Source organism: Mycolicibacterium arseniciresistens, assembly GCF_030519285.1.
Taxonomy (GTDB): domain Bacteria; phylum Actinomycetota; class Actinomycetes; order Mycobacteriales; family Mycobacteriaceae; genus Mycobacterium; species Mycobacterium arseniciresistens.
The window spans coordinates 1-5555 of the sequence record NZ_JAUMSQ010000401.1 but is presented as its reverse complement, the minus strand read 5'-3'; the positions used below and the strand labels follow the sequence as shown (position 1 = coordinate 5555).

4 protein-coding genes are annotated in these 5555 nt (G+C 67.8%); 2 read left to right on the top strand and 2 right to left on the bottom strand.

The features are described from left to right. Positions 1 to 798, bottom strand: a 798-nt coding sequence (locus tag Q2100_RS29250) for a serine/threonine-protein kinase (RefSeq protein ID WP_302916845.1), incomplete at its 3' end; no start/stop codon positions are given. 246 nt (positions 799 to 1044) lie between these two features. Here Q2100_RS29250 and Q2100_RS29245 point away from each other — a divergent pair. Both Q2100_RS29245 and Q2100_RS29240 read left to right on the top strand, forming a co-directional pair. Next, positions 1045 to 1806 (top strand): GAF and ANTAR domain-containing protein, encoded by a 762-nt coding sequence (locus Q2100_RS29245; RefSeq protein WP_302916844.1) that lies wholly within the window; start codon positions 1045 to 1047, stop codon positions 1804 to 1806. 161 nt (positions 1807 to 1967) lie between these two features. After that, positions 1968 to 4829 (top strand): MMPL/RND family transporter, encoded by a 2862-nt coding sequence (locus Q2100_RS29240; RefSeq protein ID WP_407667715.1) that lies wholly within the window; start codon positions 1968 to 1970, stop codon positions 4827 to 4829. Positions 4830 to 4840: 11 nt separating this feature from the next. On the opposite strand, the gene Q2100_RS29235 is transcribed toward Q2100_RS29240, so the two are convergent. Next, positions 4841 to 5555 (bottom strand): RES family NAD+ phosphorylase (locus Q2100_RS29235; protein ID WP_328518144.1); only part of this gene is annotated, 715 nt, incomplete at its 5' end.

The window sequence follows — 5555 nt, the reverse complement described above, 5'->3', positions numbered from 1 at the left end:
GGCCGAGGGGAATCGCGCGGCGGGCTGCTTGGCCATGCCGCGGGCGATGACGTCGTCGAAGGCGCGCGACACGCCGCGGCGCGCAGCGCTGGGCCGTGGCGGCGGTGCGAACATGTGGGCGCTCATGAGCTGCCGCAGGTCACCGGCCTCGAAGGGCGGCCGGCCGGTCAGACACTCGTAGAGCAGGCACGTCAGCGCGTAGACGTCCGACGGCGGGCCGACCGGTCCGCCACTGAACCGTTCGGCGGCCATGTACGCACATGACCCGATCACCATCCCGGTCCTCGTCACGCTCGCGTCCTCGTCGGCGTGGGCGATGCCGAAGTCGACGAGGTAGGCGAAGTCGTCGGGGGTGAGCAGGACGTTCTCGGGTTTGATGTCGCGATGCACCAGCCCGCCCGCGTGCGCCGCGTCGAGCGCAGCCCCGACCTGCGCGATGATCGACGCCGCCCGGCCGGGCTCGAGCGGTCCCTCGGCGCGCAGCACCTCCTTGAGGCTCGCGCCGTCCACCAGCCGCATGTCGATGTACAGCACGCCGTCGATGGCGCCGAAGTCGTGCACGGGGATCACATGGGGTTCCTGCAGGCGGGCGGCGACCCGCGACTCACGGCGGAAACGCTCCTGGAAGTTCGGGTCGGCCGCCACCTCGGGGCGCAGCAGCTTGACGGCCACCATGCGCTCGCGGTGGGTGTCGAAGGCGCGGTACACCTCGCCCATGCCTCCCACCCCGATCAGCGATCGCAGCTCGTAGGGCCCGAACCGGGTTCCGAGACGCGCGCCGCCGTGCGGGGATGCCATTCCACAGTCCTTTCGTTGATCTGGATCGAGAGCCCACCACCGTCCAACTCAACGAGCGGTCCCGAGCTGTGTTCCCGGGTTGCACGGAGAATTAACGCGCCCGTGACGCGTCTGGGCCGCAACGGCTGCTTCAGTCCGGTCTGTGGCGATTCGGTGACCGATGGCGAGGACGCGCAAGATGTCTGCAGACACCGAATTACCGTTTGTGGTCTCAGCTTAGAGGTTTGCAGTCAAGGGGCTTTCTCGATGGGTAGTGACCGTCCTGACCAGTTGGATCGAATTGCGTCGACCACCGAAGCGGTGGAGTCGTTGTTTTCCCTGTTCGCGGCGGAGGAACCGCTCGACGAGGCGCTGCTGCGGGTGGCGCACACCGCGGCCAGGGCGATCCCGGACGCCGATGCGATCTCCATCACGGTGCTGGCGGACAACAAGGCCCGCACCGCCGCGTGCACCGAGGACCGGGTGATGAAGCTCGACCTCGCGCAGTACCGGTCGAACCGCGGGCCGTGCCTGGCGGCGGCCCACGCCCGCACGGCGGTCCGCACCACGCTGGACGTGGAAGAGGAGTCGTGGCCGGAGTTCGCCGACGCCGCGCGTCAGGAGGGCGTGCTTGCCACCCTCTCGGTGCCGCTGATCATCGCGCCTACCGAGGAGCACGGCGAAGGCGAACTGGTCGGATCGCTGAACATCTACAGCCGCACGGCATCGGCGTTCGACCCGTTCGACGAGAAGATCATGCAGCTGTTCACGGTGGCCGCGGGCGCCGCCATCGCCAACGCGCGACGGTGGCAGGGTTGCCGCGAGACGGTCGGCCAGCTCGAGCGGGCGCTGACCTCGCGCTCCGAGATCGACCAGGCCAAAGGTGTGATCAGGGCGTTGCAGGGGTGTTCGGCAGAGGAGGCGTTCGAGGTGCTGAAGACCCGCTCGCAGCGCGCCAACGTGCGGCTGCACACCGTCGCCGTACAACTTCTCGACTCGCTCTCGGGCCGTGCACAACCGCCGCTGTGAACGCTCTCAGCCGGTGGCAGGGGCACCCCCGCCCGGCAGCCGAATCTGGTAAGAACGGGCGGACAGAACGCCGTCTGTGAAGGAGCGAAGGCCTTGGTGCCCAACTCGCACGTTGAGGCCGGGCGCTGCTGCGGTTCCTCTGCCGCCCGGATGACGTCCCGGTGAGCACACCGACAACCCAGCCGATCCACACTCCACAGCAACAGCGGCGGGGCACGCTGCCCAGACTCATCCGCCGGCTGGCGATCCCGATCATCATCGGCTGGATCCTGCTGGTGGCGGTGCTCAACGCCACGGTGCCGCAGCTCGAAGTCGTCGGCCAGATGCGGTCGGTGTCCATGAGCCCCGACGACGCACCGTCGGTGATCGCCATGACCCGCATCGGCGAGGTGTTCGAGGAGTTCAAGTCGGACAGTTCGGCGATGATCGTGCTCGAGGGCGACGACCGCCTCGGCGACGACGCGCACCGGTTCTACAACGAGATGATCGACCGCCTCGAGGCCGACACCACCCACGTCGAACACGTGCAGGACTTCTGGGGCGACCCGCTGACCGAGGCCGGTGCGCAGAGCACCGACGGCCGGGCCGCCTACGTTCAGGTGTACCTCGCAGGCAACATGGGCGAGTCGCTGGCCAACGAATCGGTGCTGGCCGTCAAGAACATCGTCGGCGACCTGTCCCCGCCGCCGGGGGTCGAGGTCTACGTCACCGGCGGCTCGGCGCTCGCGGCCGATCAGCAGATCGCCGGGGACCGCAGCGTCCGGACCATCGAGCTGGTCACCTTCGCGATCATCATCACGATGCTGGTGCTCGTCTACCGGTCCATCGCCACGGTGCTGCTGACGCTGGTGATGGTGATGCTGGGCTTGACCGCGTCGCGTGGTGTGGTGGCCTTCCTCGGCTATCACGACGTCATCGGCCTCTCGACTTTCGCGACGCAATTGCTGGTCGCGCTGGCGATCGCCGCATCCACCGACTACGCCATCTTCCTGATCGGCCGATATCAGGAAGCACGCTCCAAGGGCATGGACAGGGAGTCGGCCTACTACGACATGTTCCACGGCACCGCCCACGTGGTGCTCGGCTCGGGCATGACGATCGCGGGCGCCACCTTGTGCCTGTCGTTCACCCGGCTGCCGTACTTCCAGACCCTCGGTGTGCCGCTCTTCGTCGGCATGACCTTCGCCGTGCTGGTGGCCCTTACGCTGGGGCCGGCGATGGTCACGGTGGCCAGCCGGTTCGGACTGCTGGAACCCAAGCGCGCCATGCGTATCCGCAGCTGGCGCAGGCTCGGTGCGGTGATCGTGCGGTGGCCCGGACCGGTGCTGCTCGCCACCATCGCACTGTCGCTGATCGGCCTGCTCACCCTGCCGGGCTACAAGAGCAACTACAACGACCGCAACTACCTGCCGGCCGACCTGCCCGCCAACGAGGGATTCGCCGCCGCGGAGCGGCATTTCGACGCGGCGCGGATGAATCCCGAACTGCTGCTGGTCGAGACCGACCGCGACCTGCGCAACCCGGCGGACTTCCTGGTGATCGACAAGATCGCCAAGGGCATCTACCGGGTGCCGGGGATCGGCCGGGTCCAGGCGATCACCCGGCCCGACGGCAAACCCATCGAGAACAGCACCATCCCGGCTCAGCTCAGCATGAGCAGCACGTTCAACGCGATGAACCGCGGCTACCTCGAGGCCCGCATGGACGACATGCTGCTGCAGGCCGACGCGATGGACAGGCAGATCGCCACGATGAACCGGATGATCGCGCTGATGGAGGAAATGAGCGCGACCACCGACAGCATGGTCGGGAAGACGGTCATCACGGCGGAGCACCTCGCCGAACTGCGGGACGGCATCGCGAATTTCGACGACTTCTTCCGGCCGATCCGCAACTACTTCCACTGGGAACCGCACTGCTACAACATCCCGGTCTGTCACACACTGCGGTCACTGTTCAACGCCCTCGACGGCATCAACACGATGACCGATCAGTTCCAGGGCCTGGTGCCTGATCTGCAGCGGCTGAACTCGCTGATGCCGCAGATGCTCACCCTGATGCCGCAGACCGTCCAGACCATGAAGAACATGAAGACGATGATGCTGACCATGCACGCCACCCAGGCGGGTCAGCTGGACCAGCAGGCGGCGATGGAGGCCAACCAGTCCGCCATGGGGGATGCGTTCAACGACGCGATGAACGACGACACCTTCTACGTGCCGCCGGAGATCTTCGAGAACGAGGACTTCAAGCGGGGCATGGAGAACTTCATCTCGCCGGACGGCAAGTCCGTGCGGTTCATGATCAACCACGAGGGCGACCCGCTCAGCGCCGAGGGCATCCACCGCATCGACGACATCAAGCAGGCCGCCAAGGAGGCGATCAAGGGCACTCCGCTCGAAGGCTCCCGGATCTACGTGGCGGGCACCGCCGCGGCGTTCAAGGACATGCAGGAGGGCAACGACTACGACCTGCTGATCGCGGGCATCGCGGCGCTGACGCTGATCTTCACGATCATGCTGCTGATCACCCGCAGCGTCGTCGCGTCGGCCGTCATCGTCGGCACGGTGGTGCTCTCGCTCGGCGCGTCGTTCGGCCTCTCGGTGCTGGTGTGGCAGCACATCCTGGGCATCGAACTGCATTTCATGGTGATGGCCATGGTGGTGATCGTGCTGCTCGCCGTCGGCGCGGACTACAACCTGTTGCTGGTGGCCCGCCTGAAGGAGGAGGTCCACGCCGGCATCAACACGGGCATCATCCGAGCGATGGGCGGCACCGGGTCGGTGGTGACCGCCGCGGGGCTGGTCTTCGCGTTCACGATGATGGGCATGGCGGTCAGTGAGATGACGGTGGTCGCCCAGATCGGGTCGACCATCGGCATGGGCCTGCTGTTCGACACCCTGGTGATCCGGGCGTTCATGACACCGTCGATCGCCGCACTGATGGGTCGCTGGTTCTGGTGGCCCCAGATGGTCCGGCCGAGGCCGGTGCCCGCGAAATGGCCGTCACCGGTGGGGCGCTGACGCCGGAGCGGTCAGCTGCCGCAACGCGGGCACGCGTCGATTCGGGCTGCGGTCATGCCGAGATCGCCCGCCGCGACCACGACGCGCCGCCACATGCGCGGATCGTTGAGAGCGAAGTCCTGGTCCTCGCCGGACGGCGAGGCGACCGTCTCGACGTCGGCATCGGTGTTCCACAGCGCCAGGGCGCGGCCGTTGCTGTGGGCGGCGTGGTAGTAGACCCCGTCCACCGGTCGTCGCGCAGGCTGGTCTTCATAGATCGCCCGCGCCCAGCGCTGGGTGTGGGGCCGCGGATAGGCGCCGGTGGCCAGTGACGGCAGGGCGCCGATGCGCATGGCGGCGCCTTCGGAGCGCAGGTCCAGTGTGATGATCTCGGCGCGGGGGCGGAGCAGCGCCACACGGTATCCCGGGCAGATCGCCGCCTCTTCGAGGTCACCGAAGACCTCACCGAGCGCGGTGGACAGACTGCCCGCGACGTAGAGAACGGTTCGGCCGTCGGGGCACATCGCCGGCGCGTCCGGCGGAGGCGTGTGATGGTCGAGACGCGCGAGTGGCCCGTATCCGCGGTGGGTGACGCCGTCGGGCGTGTGCGCGGACCGGTGGTAGACCCGGCACCAGCCCCAGCCGGCCCTGGGCAGCGTGGTGGGCCAGCGCCACGTCCAGATCCGGCCACCGCGCAGCGGCCGATGCGGTTCGCCGAGTTCGGCTACCACGCCGCGGCGGTGATCG

Excerpts from the sequence above, each read along its gene's own strand:
- Q2100_RS29245 (WP_302916844.1), top strand. The coding sequence starts at position 1,045 with ATGGGTAGTGACCGTCCTGACCAGTTGGATCGAATTGCGTCGACCACC.